The following is a 14,361-nucleotide window of genomic DNA, read 5'->3' on the forward strand; positions in this document are numbered from 1 at the left end:
TTCATGAGCAAAGTATTAGTGATTGCAAATGGTGCAGCATACGGTAATGAATCATTATTTAACGCACTGCGTTTATCTATTACTTTAAAAGAGCAACATCCAGAAACGCAATTAAATATCTTTTTAATGTCTGATGCGGTAACCGGTGCACTGGCTCATCAGCAACCCAAAGAAGGTTACAACCTCCAACAAATGTTAGAAATTTTAACGGCACAAAACGTCCCTGTTAAGTTATGCAAAACCTGTACAGATACTCGTGGTATCAGTGAATTACCTTTAGTGGATGGTGCTGAACTTGGGACATTGGTGGACTTAGCACAATGGACTCTCGACGCGGATAAGATTTTGACTTTCTGATCAATATTCTGTTTTCTCAGGGGAGAAACATCTAGGCGACTTGTTCTAATGACACTGCCAATTTCAAGTAATTGGATTATACTAAGAGGCAGTTTTTCAATATTCATTGAACAAGTTGCTCAATATGCGTGGATCTAACGTTTTTATTCGATTAAATCATTTTATTTCGACAATATTTATTGTCTCTATCCTCTTTGTTTTGTTAGGAAATATACTTTTTACCCCGGCTAAAGCAGAAACAGTCAGCAATAATTTACCCACCAAAGAAAGTATTCAAAACCAGCTTAATTTATTAAATAAACGTAGTGACTTAAGTGCCGAAGATAAACTCACTATTGGTGATCTAGAGCAGGCATTGCTACTTCTTGATAATATTCAACAATTAGAGAAAAAAGCAGACGACTATAATAAGACAGTAGAGCAATTACCAGAAAAGCTACGCAGTATTCAAAATCAATTAAGTCAATTAAAACAGAAAATAGCGAACAAAGAAGTTGAGGACTACCGTCAATCTTTAGAGAGCCTACCGCTTGCAACTTTAGAGTCGCAATTAGAAGAGGTTTTACAATCCTTAGCGAAAGCACAGGAAGATTTAGCTAATTACAGTAATGAGCTTATTGTTTTACAAACGCAACCAGAAAGGGCGCAATCTGTTTTATTTAATAACTCAGAAAGATTGCAACAAATACGAATTGCATTAAATAAAAGCAGTGCAGATAAAGCTCAAATGCGATCTTCTTCTGTGCAACTTTTACAATTAGAACAATATTATTTGCAACAACAAAACAGTTTTCAAAAACGAACACTGCAATCTAATGTACAGCTACAAAGCTTATTACAATTACAGCGTGATTATAGTTCAGCCTATATTGACCTCTCTCAAGAGCATGCTCAACTACTGCAAGAGATCTTAAGTGATAAACGTTTAGACAGTTCAGAAGAGGTTGCCAAAGAGGCGCAGACGGCAGAGCTGAGTAATCAGGCGATTAAAAATAACGCTTTTTATTTAGCTCAAGCTGATATTAATAAAAAACTCAGCGATAAGCTGATTATTACTACACAAAATAATAATGAGTTAAATCGCCATAGTTTAATGGTCAAAAACCGCCTAGATAGAGCTATCCAATCAGAGCGCAATCTTAAAGAGCAAATTGATGTATTGAAAGGGAGTCTGTTGCTCTCTCGTATTCTGTTTGAAGAGCAAATTGAGCTACCTGATGATATCTTTATCAATAAGTTACCGGATAAAATTGCCGACTTACGTTTAGAACAGTTTGAAATCAATAAACAAAGAGATCAGATTTTTCAGCCGAATCTCTATATCGACCAATTAATGCAAGAGTACCAAGCCACACATCCGGAAATTACTGATAAAAATGAGCTAAAAGAGCTACATAATGCATTATTACAACTGATTGATGCGCGACGAGATCTACTGGATAAGCTCAATAATCAACTGGGTAGCCAAATTTCTGAATCTATTAATTTACAGATGGATCAGCAACAGCTACGTAGTGTGGTGAGTTCATTAGAAAACACCTTAGCGCAACAAATATTCTGGGTAAGCAGTAATAAACCGATTAACCTCAGTTGGTTCTCAACCTTTCCAGATCAGGCAGTGGCTGAATTTCAAAGTTTTAAACTCAACTGGTCAAATGAAAATCTGTTGACCGGGGCTAAAAAATCATATCCTGTACTGATTGCGCTAATTTTGTTCAGTAGCATACTGGTTTGGCAACGTAAAAAATTTGATAAGCAGTTTGATAAATTAAGTGCTGATATTAATAAGCTTAATAAAGATACGCAGTTACATACTCCATTAGCTTTAGGGATTGTTTTCTTAAAAACATTACCCCTTTCTTGTATTGTGTTAGCGATAGGATATTGGCTTATTAATAGCTTTAATGTGCAACAAGAGTTTATCTGGTCTTTTACTTGGCAGTTTGCGGTATTTTGGCTGATGTTTGAGTGGTCTTATCGTTTAATGTCGGATAATGGAGTGGCCGTTAATCACTTTAAGATCCCCCTAGAGCGAGTACAACAAAATCGTAAACGTTTATTACGTTTATCGCTTCCCATGTTGCCAATTATTTTACTTTCCGCTTATGGTATTAATAACCCATTATTGTTAGTTGGCGATGTGATTGGTCAATTAGTGACAATTATTTCACTCTTTTTTATTAGTCTGTGTGCATTACCTTTTTGTCGTGAAATGTGGCAAGAAAAGGGTAATCATGTTGTGAGAACGGTGGTTATCACCTTATTAACTTTCTCGCCTTTACTTTTAATGGGGTTAGTTATTTTTGGTTATTATTACACCGCACTACGTTTAGCCAATCGTTGGATTGATAGTTTATATCTACTTATGTTGTGGTTTATTGCTTACCACGCGAGTTTACGCGGTCTTACTGTTGCAGCAAGACGACTGGCGTATCGTCGAGCGCTAGAGCGCCGACAAGCGATGCTTAAAGAGAAAAAAGAGGGGGACGATAACACTCTTGAGCCAATCCAAGAGCCACCGATGGATATGGAGCAGATAAATCAACAATCATTAAGATTAACCACAATGATCTTATTTATTATCTTTGCTTCCAGTTTTTATGGTATTTGGTCTGACTTTATTACAATCTTTACTTACTTAGATGGTATTACGCTTTGGCATTATAATTTGCCTACTGAGTTAGGTAATGTGGTTAAAGCAGTGACGGTTGCGGACTTACTCCTCTCTTTTGCCATTATGGCTATCTCTTGGTTTATGATAAGAAACCTACCGGGTTTACTCGAAGTTCTTATTCTTTCAAGAATTAAATTACAGCAAGGCGCTTCTTACGCCATTACGACTATTCTGACCTATATTATCATTGCGATAGGTACAATTGTTTCGCTGGGGATATTAGGCGTAGCATGGGAAAAACTACAATGGTTGGCGGCAGCCTTAACGGTTGGTTTAGGGTTTGGTTTACAAGAAATATTCGCTAACTTTGTTTCAGGGATAATTATCTTATTTGAAAGGCCGGTCAGAATTGGTGATACGGTGACAATTGGCTCTTATTCTGGAACAGTGAGTCGTATTCGTATCCGAGCAACCACGGTAACGGACTTTGATCGCAAAGAGGTTATTATCCCGAATAAAGCCTTTGTGACTGAACGACTGATCAACTGGACATTATCTGATACTGTCACACGTATTATCATTCAAGTCGGTGTTGCTTATGGTTCTGATCTGGATAAAGTGAAAACCATTTTAATGAAAGCAGCAAAAGATAATCCCAAAGTGATGACTGAGCCAGAGCCTGTGGTGCTGTTTACCGAATTTGGGGCTAGCACGTTAAATCATGAATTACGTTTTTATGTTAGAACGCTTGGGGATAGAAATACTGCTATCGACGAAGTCAACCGCGCTATTGATAAACTTTGCAATGAAAATGATATCAATATCGCGTTTAACCAATTAGAAGTGTATCTGCATAATAAACAAGGGGAAGAAGTGCAAGAAATAAAAAAAGGCCCTCTTGATGGTTCAACACCTGAAGCGAATACGCCATTTAATTAAATAGTAAGATGTTTAGTTAGCGGTTTGATTATCTCGTTTTTTCTCATAATCAACTCGCACAATTTCCAGTGCCTCAAGTACGGTGTTGGGATCAATATGATTGGTTTCAAATAAGTAAATCAAATCAACCGCTAACTGAACTGATTTAGGGGCATCTTTTAATTCCATTATGGCTCCGATTAATATTTATCTTCTTGTCGTTCAATACTCTTTTCTATAGAAACTAGGGCACTTTTACAACGCGCTAGGCGATTTTCAAGAGCAGCAATCTCTTTTTGTAATTCTTGTTGGCGTACAAAGCCTTGTGCTTGAGTTAAAGCAAGCTCTCTATCTTGGATCATCGACTGTAATCGGCGCTCGTAATCCTGATGTTGGGCAAGTTTTTGGTATAAATCGACACTTTTTTTGCGTTGACTAAGCTGGTTTTCTTGCTTTCTTAGTGTTTGTGTCGATAATTCACGAGTTAATGCTTCAATTTGTTGTAGGATTTGTGTTGCCAGAAACTTAACTTGCTGGCTACGTTGTGCCTCAACACAAGTTATTAACTGAGTAAAATTATCGCGGATCTGTTGCATATAACCACCAAGAGAATCACTGCGGTGGTGAAATAGTGCTGTGTCGAAGCAAGGTGCTGCAATTTTTTTGTTTGCAATTGGCGCTAAGGTTTCGGCGAGATTGTCGATCTGTTTTTTAAACAAACTCAATGGATCTGTTTTTTTCATTTGGGCTTTGTACCTGTTTTGCTAAAAACATGAATTGACTTAAAGCAACAAAAAAGAGTTGTTCACTGGCTTTCTGTTGCATTTTAACGGCATATTGCATAGATTCTATCGTTTCGTTTTTTATTATGGCACTGATTATGACTGCTAACGCGCAACAACTGCAATTTATTAAAGACAGCATTGAAACCATTCCTGATTACCCTAAAGAAGGGATCTTATTCCGTGATATTACGACATTACTGGATAATCCCGCGGCATATCAGGCAACGATTGATTTATTAGTTGAGCACTATCAAGGTCAGGGTATCACTAAAGTTGTAGGTACCGAAGCCCGCGGGTTCTTATTTGGTGCCCCTGTTGCTTTACGTTTAGGTGTGGGTTTTGTGCCAGTGCGTAAAAAAGGTAAATTGCCTCGTGAGACGCTTAGTGAAACTTATGATCTAGAGTACGGTACAGATACATTAGAGATCCATAAAGACAGCATTACGGATAAAGATAAAGTATTAATGGTTGATGACTTATTAGCAACTGGTGGTACTATCGAAGCGACTGCTCGTCTTATTCGTCGTTTAGGTGGAACTGTAACAGAAGCTGCATTTATTATCTGTTTACCTGATTTAGGCGGTATTGAACGTCTAGAAAAAGAAGGGATCCATAGCTTCACATTAGTTAATTTCCCAGGGCATTAATGCTTTTTCAGTGTCAATCAGATGCTTAATGCATTTGCTGGTAAATACCTATCATCGTGCGGGTGTATCAAAATGTATGACCCAATACATTGGGCCCGCACAATAGTCACCGCTTTAAAGTGTGCGGATAATTTCATCAATATCTCATTTGTTTCCTACAGATCTCGCTCAATAGGCTATCCCTGTGTTAGCATAGAGATAAATCTTGTTCATATTTAGCGGAATCAATGAGCTATCAGGTACTTGCCCGAAAGTGGCGCCCACAAACTTTTAACGATGTTGTCGGTCAACGTCATGTTTTGACCGCATTGGCTAATGGTCTTGATCACCAAAGGTTGCATCATGCTTATCTTTTTTCTGGCACTCGCGGTGTTGGAAAAACGACGATCGCCCGTCTATTTGCTAAAGGGCTGAATTGCGAAACAGGCATAACCAGTAAACCTTGTGGTAAATGTGCTAATTGCCTTGAGATAGAGCAAGGGCGTTTTGTTGATTTAATAGAAATCGATGCGGCATCAAGAACGAAAGTTGAAGATACACGAGAGCTACTCGATAATGTTCAATATGCGCCGGCTCGTGGTCGTTTTAAAGTCTATCTTATTGACGAAGTGCATATGCTTTCTCGTCATAGTTTTAATGCGTTACTTAAAACGTTAGAAGAGCCACCTGAACACGTTAAATTCCTGTTGGCTACCACAGATCCTCAAAAACTACCTGTTACTATCTTATCTCGTTGTTTGCAATTTCACCTGCGGGCACTTGATGTTGACCAAATAGCGACACAGCTTGAGAAAGTACTATCCGCAGAACACATTGAAAATGATGTGCGAGCACGCCAATTAATTGCCCGTGCAGCAGATGGAAGTATGCGTGACGCATTAAGCCTAACCGACCAAGCAATTGCGAGTGGCGAAGGTATTGTAAGTACAGAAGTCGTTAGTCGTATGCTAGGCACGATTGATGATGCACAACCATTAGCACTGATTGAAGCTTTAGTAAAAGCAGATGGCCAACAAGTGATGTCGTTGGTTAATGAGGTTGCTTTAAGAGGAACGGATTGGGAAAACTTTTTAGTCGAAACGCTCTCATTATTACATCAAATTGCGATGTTACAACTTTTGCCGAGTGAAAATAATCCCCAAGAGCAATTTACACAAGAGCGTTTACGTTTATTAGCCAAATCAGTGTCGCCACAAGATTTACAACTTTATTATCAAACTTTATTAGTTGGGCGTAAAGAGCTGGCTTATGCGCCAGACAGACGTATGGGTGTAGAAATGACCCTTCTCAGGGCGCTTGCTTTTCATCCTAAAACTGTCATTGATGAAATCCCTACGGCTCCTTTAGCGCAAACATTGCCTTTAGCATCACAGCCGAATCAACAGCGAGTTGAAACATCGGCGCCTCAAGTGAGAAGCAATATGGCAACGGCGACACCCAAAGTATCACCGTCGCCAGAAAACAGTGCTGCATTAGGAAATAGCCCTGCGGCACAACTGTTAAGAGCACGGCAAGCCATAAGGGGAGCTGAGCAAGAGACGCCACCAAAAAAGCCTCAACCGGCGACGCCTAAACAGGCTAAGCCGGCTGCTAGTGCATTAGAGCGGCTAGCAGCCGTCAGTGAAAAACGCCAGCAAAGGGTTAATGAAAAACGGTCATCTGTTGCAGTCGAGAAAAAGAAAAAAGAAGCTTATCAATGGAAGCCACAAAATCCACAGGCACAAGTAACAGAGCCCGTGGTCTCTTCACCGAAAGAGATCAAAGAAGTTCTTGAGTATGAAAAAACGCCTGAATTAGCCGCTAAAATTGCGCAAGAGTCGCAACAGCGGGACGAGTGGGCGGCGGAAATAGCTAAAATGCCATTGCCGAAGTTAGTGCAGCAGTTAGCGTTAAATGCCTATAAAGAGACGGTCGGTGAAGAAACGATCATTTTGCATTTACGCAGTAAGCAGAAACATTTAAATTCAGCAAATGCACTACGAACACTGACAAATGCGCTAAGTGAATTGCATGGAAAAGCAATTTCACTCACAATTATAGAAGATGATAATCTAACGGTTAAAACGCCGTTAGAATGGCGACAAGCCATTTATGAAGAGAAGTTGGCGTTAGCGCGTCAATCGATTACTACGGATAAAACCATTCAGACATTACAGCACTATTTTGATGCTGAATTGGATGAAGAGAGTATCCGGCCTGTTTAATCGCAACATGTTGTATATTTCTATACAGCGTAGCTTTTACAAAGAGAGACAATTATGTTCGGAAAAGGTGGTTTGGGCAATCTGATGAAACAGGCCCAACAGATGCAAGAAAAAATGCAGCAAATGCAAGAAGAGATCGCAAACTTAGAAGTCACCGGTGAATCTGGTGCTGGCTTAGTGAAGATCACTATCAATGGTGCTCATAATTGCCGTCGTGTTGAAATAGATCCTAGTCTGCTAGAAGATGACAAAGAGATGTTAGAAGATCTGATTGCTGCCGCCTTTAATGATGCTGCACGTCGCATTGAAGAGACACAAAAAGAGAAGATGGCATCAGTCTCTAATGGTATGCAATTGCCACCAGGCTTTAAGATGCCATTCTAATGCAAACTAGCCCTCTTCTTGAATCATTAATGGAAGCGTTGCGTTGTTTACCCGGCGTCGGGCCAAAATCAGCGCAACGAATGGCTTTTCATCTGCTTCAACGTGATAGAAGCGGAGGAATGCGACTTGCACAAGCATTAACGCGTGCAATGTCTGAAATTGGTCACTGTTGTGATTGTCGAACATTTACTGAAGAAGAGCGTTGTACGATCTGTGCTAATGCTCGACGTCAGCAAAATGGTCAGATATGCGTAGTGGAAAGCCCGGCAGATATTCATGCTATCGAGCAGACAGGGCAGTTTGCAGGTCGATACTTTGTGTTAATGGGACATCTATCTCCGCTAGATGGCATTGGTCCCATGGATATTGGCTTAGATAGACTTGAAGAGCGTCTAAGCCAAGAGCCTATATCAGAAGTGATTTTAGCCACCAATCCTACGGTGGAAGGTGAAGCTACAGCAAACTATATTGCTGAGATATGCGCTCAATATGATATTGCTGCTAGCAGAATAGCACATGGCGTGCCTGTTGGTGGTGAATTAGAAATGGTGGATGGTACCACGTTGTCACACTCTATCGCGGGACGCCAGAAGATCCACTATTAATACACAAAAGATTTAATAAAAAAGCACCTTGTTATCAATATAATGAGGTGCTTTTTTTTTGATTTTACTGTCACCTTGACTGATATTGTTAATATCGCCTCAATTATATTAATAATGACTATTTGTTGCTTATTTGTGATCTAAATCTCCCTTTTTTGCATAATAAAAAAGATTTTTTATGTAATTAATAGTTTTCTAACTTATTGATAGTCATAAATTTGTTATCTCGATCACAAAAAAATCACCTTTTAACATCAGTAAAACCACTCAACTGAGAAAATAGACCGCTTAACTCACTATATAACCGTTTAGCGATTTAATAACACTATTCATCAGACATTCTTCATATGATGTCACTGCGGGTCATTATTTTCATATTCGCTCAAATTATTATCAATTGTCCCGTACTACTCTTTGGCTGTTCGGTCTTGCCTGAAAAAAAGGTGTCTCATGAACAAAAATACATTTCTTAAGCACATACCTTGGGTGATCCTCGGGATTATTGGTGCTTTTTGTCTGTCAGTGGTTGCACTACGCCGTGGTGAACACGTCAGTGCATTATGGATAGTTGTTGCTTCTGTTGCGGTCTACTTAGTCGCTTATCGTTATTACAGTCTTTATATTGCTCAAAAAGTAATGAAGCTCGATCCTACTCGAGCCACTCCTTCAGTAATTAATAATGATGGTTTGAACTATGTTCCAACTAATCGTTATGTCCTCTTTGGTCACCACTTTGCCGCTATTGCGGGTGCTGGACCACTTGTCGGGCCAGTATTGGCTGCCCAAATGGGTTATTTACCCGGTACACTGTGGTTATTAGCTGGGGTGGTACTTGCTGGAGCCGTACAAGACTTTATGGTGCTGTTTATTTCGACGCGCCGTAATGGTAACTCTCTCGGTGAGATGATAAAGAAAGAGATGGGGCCTGTACCGGGAACTATCGCGCTGTTCGGCTGTTTCCTTATCATGATCATCATTCTTGCGGTGCTAGCTCTGATTGTAGTGAAAGCATTAGCAGAAAGTCCTTGGGGAGTCTTCACCGTCTGTTCAACAGTACCTATTGCCCTATTTATGGGGATCTATATGCGCTATATTCGCCCAGGTCGTGTGGGTGAAGTTTCTGTTATTGGTATTGTTTTACTGATTGCCGCTATTTGGTTTGGTGGCGTTATCGCGAGTGATCCTTACTGGGGACCTGCATTAACCTTTAAAGACACCACTATTACTTTTGGGTTGATTGGTTATGCGTTTATCTCTGCTTTACTGCCAGTATGGCTGATTTTAGCCCCTCGTGATTATTTAGCGACTTTCCTAAAAATTGGTGTAATTGTTGGTTTAGCTATCGGGATTGTTATTCTAAATCCTGAGTTAAAAATGCCAGCGATGACCCAATATATTGATGGTACAGGACCATTATGGAAAGGGGCTCTATTCCCATTCTTATTTATTACTATTGCTTGTGGTGCAGTTTCTGGTTTCCACGCACTGATTGCATCAGGTACAACGCCTAAATTGATCGCCAATGAAATGGATGCGCGTTTTATCGGTTATGGCGCAATGTTAATGGAATCATTTGTTGCGATCATGGCATTAGTGGCTGCCTCTATTATTGAACCGGGTCTCTATTTTGCGATGAATACACCGCCTGCCGGATTAGGCATTACAATGCCAAATCTGCATGAGTTAGGGGGTGAAAACACCGCAATGATTATGGATCAATTAAAAGATGTCACCGTACACGCGGCTGCGACAGTTAGCTCATGGGGCTTTGTTATCTCACCTGATGAGATTTTACAAACTGCCAAAGATATAGGTGAGCCTTCTGTACTTAATCGTGCTGGTGGTGCACCTACATTAGCGGTGGGTATTGCTATGGTGTTCCATAAAATTTTACCTGCGGCAGATATGGGCTTCTGGTATCACTTTGGGATCTTATTTGAAGCACTCTTTATTTTAACAGCATTAGATGCAGGAACTCGTTCTGGTCGTTTTATGCTGCAAGACTTGTTAGGTAATTTTATCCCATACTTGAAGAAAACAGACTCTTTTATTGCTGGTGTTATCGGTACAGCAGGTTGTGTCGGTTTATGGGGTTATCTATTGTACCAAGGTGTTGTTGACCCACTGGGTGGTGTTAAGAGCTTATGGCCACTGTTTGGGATCTCCAATCAGATGTTAGCGGCTGTTGCACTTGTTTTAGGTACGGTCATCTTAATCAAGATGAAGAGAACGAAATACATCTGGGTAACCGTTATTCCTGCAGTATGGTTATTAATTTGTACAACATGGGCGCTAGGATTAAAACTGCTCAGTAATGATCCGCAAATGGAAGGTTTCTTCTATCTTGCTAATGAGTACAAAGCGAAAATCTTAGCCGGTGGGGCAGATCTTACTGCCGCAGAAATCACCAATATGAACCACATTGTGATTAATAACTACACCAATGCAGGTTTAAGTATTCTGTTCTTAGTGGTTGTTTACAGCATTATTTTCTACGGTATCCGTACCGCAATGAAAGCACGTAAAAATCCGAAAGAGTCAGCACAAGAAACACCATATGTACCTATGCCAAAAGATGTGAAGATATCTTCAGGTCATTAATCTTAGGCGAATAGGCTAAAAACCCTCGCACTCACTTAATGAGTGCGGGGCTTAGGAGAAACTTATGTTTGGTAATTTAGGGCAAGCTGGAAAATATCTAGGACAAGCCGCTCGTATGTTAATAGGTATTCCTGATTATGATAACTATGTGCAGCACATGAAGGACAACCATCCTGATAAACCAGTGATGACCTATAACGAGTTTTTCCGTGAACGTCAGGAAGCCCGTTATGGTGGCGGTGATGGTAAAGGTGGTTTCCGCTGTTGCTAATAATCTGTAAAGGAGACAAATAATGGAACCTATTGCAGTAACAATATTGACTGGCTTTTTAGGATCGGGAAAAACAACGCTTTTACGCCATATGCTCAATGAGGAGCATGGCTATAAAATTGCGGTGATTGAAAATGAATTTGGTGAAGTGCCTATCGATGATGAAATTATTGGTGATAGAGCAACACAAATAAAAACACTCACCAATGGCTGTATTTGTTGTAGTAAATCGAATGAGCTTGAAGATACTTTGCTCGATCTCTGCGATAGTCTTGATCGTGGTGACATTGTGTTTGATCGCCTAGTGATTGAGTGTACAGGGATGGCTGATCCGGGGCCTATCACACAAACATTTTTTTCTCATGAAGTGATCTGCCAACGCTATTTATTAGATGGCATTATTACACTGGTTGATACAATCCATGCTCAGCAACAGTTAGATCAATTTGCTATTGCTCAATCTCAAATTGGTTATGCGGATCGCATTCTATTAACTAAAACAGATATTCAACCTGCGAGCCAACAATTACTTGCTCGTTTAAGACGTATTAATGCTAGAGCGCCTACCTATACGGTGATCAATGGGAACATTGATTTAGCACTATTGTTTAACGTAAAAGGCTTTATGTTGAATGATACTTTAGAGATCAAGCAACCCCTGTTTCGTTTTCAGCCAGAAAAACAAGATGATATTCAGTCTATTGTACTGAATTTTGATTATCCCGTTGAGTTACAAGCAGTCTCTGATGTTATGGAGTCTTTGTTATTGAGCTTTGCCGATAACTTATTACGTTATAAGGGGATCTTAAATATTAAAGATAGTCCTAACCGGTTGTTATTCCAAGGAGTGCAACGATTATATAGCGCTGATTGGGATAGACCTTGGCAAGAGAATGAAACTCGTCAAAGCACCTTAGTCTTTATTGGTATTCATCTGCCAGAAGAAGAAATAAAAGCCAGTTTCGATGCGTTAATGCATAACACTAAAGAATATGAGTAATAGCGATTGTTTGAGAAAAGTGTTTGTTGGTAGTGATGTAATAGCAGTAAGTAGTAAGCAGTAAATAGCAGTAACGAATATTAATCATGCTCCTGGACTTGAGGAGGATCCTGTTCCTGGGATCTTATGTTTCACCCCATAATAACCATTATGGGGTGTTTTTTTATACTAATTAGCCATTAGCAACAGCTTTATATTCCATAATTTCAATAATTTGTACATCAGTATGTTGCATTGCTCGACTAGCTAATGCACAAAGATTCTCGATCGTCATATCAACATCATGAGTGACAATGCCGTCATTACCCGTCACGCAGGTATCATCTAGCGCCATTAATACCGCTTTATAAGCGGCACTTGCTCCTGTCGACACTTTCATCGCACAACTGTTAGAGGCACCATCACAAATCACGCCACTAATATCGCCAATCATACTACTAATTGCCATTGCCATGGGTTCATAGCGTTCTTCCATTAGCCACGCAATAGCACCAGCAGCTCCCATTGATGCGGTTGTTGCGGCACATAGTGCGGAAAGTGCCGGGAATTTGTGGTGAATATAAATGGCTAATAAATGTGAAAGCATTAATGCTCTTGCCATTTTTTCTTCACTAACCTGTAAATATTCAGCAACCACCACAACAGGCATTGTAGCTGCAATACCTTGATTTCCTGAACCTGAGTTACTCATGGCGGGGAGTACGGCACCGCCCATACGTGCATCAGAAGCCGCTGAAGTGCGGATCATAATTTCAGAAAGCAGATCTTTAGCTAACAAGCCACGTTGTTGCTGGCGTTGTAAGGTTTGACCAATATGCAAACCGTAAGTATTGTTCAAGCCTTCTTTTGATAATGCGTCATTTAATTGCGCCGATTGCAAAATAAAAGAAATTTCTTCTACAGGAGCTTGAGTAATAAACTGATAGATTTCTCGTGTGTTAGTGTTGGTTAAGGCTTGCTTAATTTGGCAAGGTGAGGCCGTTTGTTCAGATTGTGATGATAATTTATCAAGCACCACCTGACCATTATGGATAATTTTAACAATATTAGTATGATCACCTGCAATAATGACGGTGGCACTGTTTTCGCCATCTTCAACGGTAACCTCAGAGTAAAGCACCTCTTGGCAGGCTTTTTTTATTGATACGCAGACAATGCCTGAATTTAATAGATTTTTACTCAACTCAACTTGTTCTGGTGTGGCATTTTTTAATACTTCTAGACCTGCTTCACTATCTCCAGCAACAGCCCCTAAACTAGCCGCAATGGATAATCCCACCATACCCGTGCCCGGTACAGTCACTCCCATTCCGTTTTTCATTAAGTTAGGAGAAACCTCTGCGCTAATACGGGTGATATTATGTTGCAGATAACGAGCTGCAGTGGCAGCAGCTAATGCAAGTGAAATGGGTTCGGTACAACCTAAAGCTGGCTTCACTTGTTGCTTAACAGCTTCAATTAATATTTTCCAGTAGGAAGATAATTGTTCTTTCATTGCATTATGTCCAATAAATAGTTTAATAATTCAAGGCGTTATATTGTAATTTTGATGCTTTGATCATACTGAATCTATTGGAGAAAATGTTTTCTGAATTTCCTAAGTGGGTGTAAATTTTGAGAAAAAAATACTATTTACAGATATTAAATTAGTAATATTTTATCTTGAATAAGTGAGGATTATTGAAGAATTTGATGTAGCAGTAATAGTATCAAATCGAATAAAGTAATTTCTTTAGTGATAGTTGATGATTATAAAATAAAAAACAATAGAATGAATGACTCATTCTATTGTTAGTATAATATCATACTTAATGTGGGCTAACTCAGAATAGTTAAATAAATGACCAGCCAGTGATGATGATAGCATCACTTACACTCATTATTTAACATAGTGAATATTATGACTTTTTGCAGCTTTGGTATAAGAATAATCTGAGGTTTTTTTATAAATATATTTATCTATTTGCATGATGTA

Annotated in this window: 12 protein-coding genes; 9 read left to right on the forward strand and 3 right to left on the reverse strand. The window is 39.5% G+C overall.

The genetic code is table 11. The annotated features are described in order from the left end of the window. Positions 1-3 precede the first annotated feature (3 nt). Both AACU98_RS18305 and mscK read left to right on the forward strand, forming a co-directional pair. Entirely contained in the window at positions 4-357 is a 354-nt protein-coding gene (locus AACU98_RS18305; RefSeq protein ID WP_004245069.1) for a DsrE/DsrF/TusD sulfur relay family protein, read from the forward strand. 124 nt (positions 358-481) lie between these two features. Next, complete coding sequence (gene mscK, locus AACU98_RS18310; RefSeq protein ID WP_004247241.1) at positions 482-3,910, forward strand: mechanosensitive channel MscK; 3,429 nt, start codon at positions 482-484, stop codon at positions 3,908-3,910. Positions 3,911-3,922: 12 nt separating this feature from the next. On the opposite strand, the gene rsmS is transcribed toward mscK, so the two are convergent. Together rsmS and priC are read right to left on the reverse strand one after the other, a co-directional pair. Next, complete coding sequence (gene rsmS / locus AACU98_RS18315) at positions 3,923-4,078, reverse strand: pleiotropic regulatory protein RsmS (protein ID WP_004245067.1); 156 nt, start codon at positions 4,076-4,078, stop codon at positions 3,923-3,925. A gap of 11 nt (positions 4,079-4,089) precedes the next feature. Continuing rightward, the gene (gene priC, locus AACU98_RS18320) at positions 4,090-4,632 is read right to left on the reverse strand and encodes a primosomal replication protein PriC (RefSeq protein ID WP_004247249.1); all 543 of its coding nucleotides are present in this window, start codon (positions 4,630-4,632) and stop codon (positions 4,090-4,092) included. 137 nt (positions 4,633-4,769) lie between these two features. On the opposite strand from priC, the gene apt reads away from it, so the two are divergent. The 7 genes from apt to yjiA all read left to right on the forward strand — a co-directional run bounded on the left by apt (position 4,770) and on the right by yjiA (position 12,386). Next, the gene (gene apt / locus AACU98_RS18325; RefSeq protein ID WP_012367485.1) at positions 4,770-5,321 is read left to right on the forward strand and encodes an adenine phosphoribosyltransferase; all 552 of its coding nucleotides are present in this window, start codon (positions 4,770-4,772) and stop codon (positions 5,319-5,321) included. Positions 5,322-5,548: 227 nt separating this feature from the next. Beyond that, positions 5,549-7,525 carry a DNA polymerase III subunit gamma/tau gene (gene dnaX / locus AACU98_RS18330; protein WP_004247250.1) on the forward strand — a complete coding sequence of 659 codons (1,977 nt, stop codon included), beginning with the start codon at positions 5,549-5,551 and terminating at the stop codon, positions 7,523-7,525. Positions 7,526-7,579: 54 nt separating this feature from the next. Further along, on the forward strand, positions 7,580-7,909 hold the full coding sequence (locus AACU98_RS18335) for a YbaB/EbfC family nucleoid-associated protein (RefSeq protein ID WP_004245060.1): 330 nt from the start codon (positions 7,580-7,582) through the stop codon (positions 7,907-7,909). Beyond that, a complete protein-coding gene (gene recR, locus AACU98_RS18340) occupies positions 7,909-8,514 on the forward strand; it encodes a recombination mediator RecR (RefSeq protein WP_004245059.1) in 606 nt (201 codons plus the stop codon). Before AACU98_RS18335 ends, recR begins: the two co-directional genes overlap by 1 nt. 450 nt (positions 8,515-8,964) lie before the next feature. After that, on the forward strand, positions 8,965-11,115 hold the full coding sequence (locus AACU98_RS18345; RefSeq protein ID WP_004245058.1) for a carbon starvation CstA family protein: 2,151 nt from the start codon (positions 8,965-8,967) through the stop codon (positions 11,113-11,115). A gap of 64 nt (positions 11,116-11,179) precedes the next feature. After that, complete coding sequence (locus AACU98_RS18350) at positions 11,180-11,386, forward strand: YbdD/YjiX family protein (RefSeq protein WP_004245057.1); 207 nt, start codon at positions 11,180-11,182, stop codon at positions 11,384-11,386. Between the two features lie 22 nt (positions 11,387-11,408). Then, a complete protein-coding gene (gene yjiA / locus AACU98_RS18355; RefSeq protein WP_017628278.1) occupies positions 11,409-12,386 on the forward strand; it encodes a GTPase in 978 nt (325 codons plus the stop codon). A 172-nt stretch (positions 12,387-12,558) separates the two neighbouring features. On the opposite strand, the gene AACU98_RS18360 is transcribed toward yjiA, so the two are convergent. Beyond that, positions 12,559-13,881 (reverse strand): L-cysteine desulfidase family protein, encoded by a 1,323-nt coding sequence (locus AACU98_RS18360; RefSeq protein ID WP_004245055.1) that lies wholly within the window; start codon positions 13,879-13,881, stop codon positions 12,559-12,561. Between the last annotated feature and the right edge of the window lie 480 nt (positions 13,882-14,361).

The sequence above is a fragment of the Proteus sp. G4380 genome (assembly GCF_963885725.1).
Taxonomy (GTDB): Bacteria; Pseudomonadota; Gammaproteobacteria; order Enterobacterales; family Enterobacteriaceae; genus Proteus; species Proteus mirabilis.

Coding starts and splice junctions, on each gene's coding strand:
- recR (WP_004245059.1), top strand. CDS start 7,909: ATGCAAACTAGCCCTCTTCTTGAATCATTAATGGAAGCGTTGCGTTGT.
- mscK (WP_004247241.1), top strand. CDS start 482: ATGCGTGGATCTAACGTTTTTATTCGATTAAATCATTTTATTTCGACA.
- yjiA (WP_017628278.1), top strand. CDS start 11,409: ATGGAACCTATTGCAGTAACAATATTGACTGGCTTTTTAGGATCGGGA.
- dnaX (WP_004247250.1), top strand. CDS start 5,549: ATGAGCTATCAGGTACTTGCCCGAAAGTGGCGCCCACAAACTTTTAAC.
- priC (WP_004247249.1), bottom strand. CDS start 4,632: ATGAAAAAAACAGATCCATTGAGTTTGTTTAAAAAACAGATCGACAAT.
- apt (WP_012367485.1), top strand. CDS start 4,770: ATGACTGCTAACGCGCAACAACTGCAATTTATTAAAGACAGCATTGAA.
- AACU98_RS18335 (WP_004245060.1), top strand. CDS start 7,580: ATGTTCGGAAAAGGTGGTTTGGGCAATCTGATGAAACAGGCCCAACAG.
- AACU98_RS18305 (WP_004245069.1), top strand. CDS start 4: ATGAGCAAAGTATTAGTGATTGCAAATGGTGCAGCATACGGTAATGAA.
- AACU98_RS18345 (WP_004245058.1), top strand. CDS start 8,965: ATGAACAAAAATACATTTCTTAAGCACATACCTTGGGTGATCCTCGGG.
- AACU98_RS18360 (WP_004245055.1), bottom strand. CDS start 13,881: ATGAAAGAACAATTATCTTCCTACTGGAAAATATTAATTGAAGCTGTT.
- AACU98_RS18350 (WP_004245057.1), top strand. CDS start 11,180: ATGTTTGGTAATTTAGGGCAAGCTGGAAAATATCTAGGACAAGCCGCT.
- rsmS (WP_004245067.1), bottom strand. CDS start 4,078: ATGGAATTAAAAGATGCCCCTAAATCAGTTCAGTTAGCGGTTGATTTG.